The organism is Shinella sp. M31 (assembly GCF_049199205.1).
Taxonomy (GTDB): Bacteria; Pseudomonadota; Alphaproteobacteria; order Rhizobiales; family Rhizobiaceae; genus Shinella.
Map to the genome: position 1 here is coordinate 1 of NZ_JBLZPH010000202.1, position 268 is coordinate 268.

General features: G+C 63.8%; 1 pseudogene. It reads left to right on the plus strand.

Features of this window, described 5'->3' with window-relative positions:
• Positions 1-268 (plus strand): annotated as a pseudogene (locus ACOZKU_RS27765) (F0F1 ATP synthase subunit beta); the annotation flags it as partial.

The following is a 268-nucleotide window of genomic DNA, read 5'->3' on the forward strand; positions in this document are numbered from 1 at the left end:
GCTCTGACGGGTCTGACGATCGCTGAAGACTTCCGCGACAAGGGCCAGGACGTTCTGTTCTTCGTCGACAACATCTTCCGCTTCACGCAGGCAGGTTCCGAAGTGTCGGCTCTGCTCGGCCGTATCCCGTCGGCCGTGGGCTATCAGCCGCCGCTCGCCACGGACATGGGCCAGATGCAGGAACGCATCACGACCACGACCAAGGGTTCGATCACCTCGGTCCAGGCCATTTACGTTCCCGCCGACGACTTGACCGACCCCGCGCCGG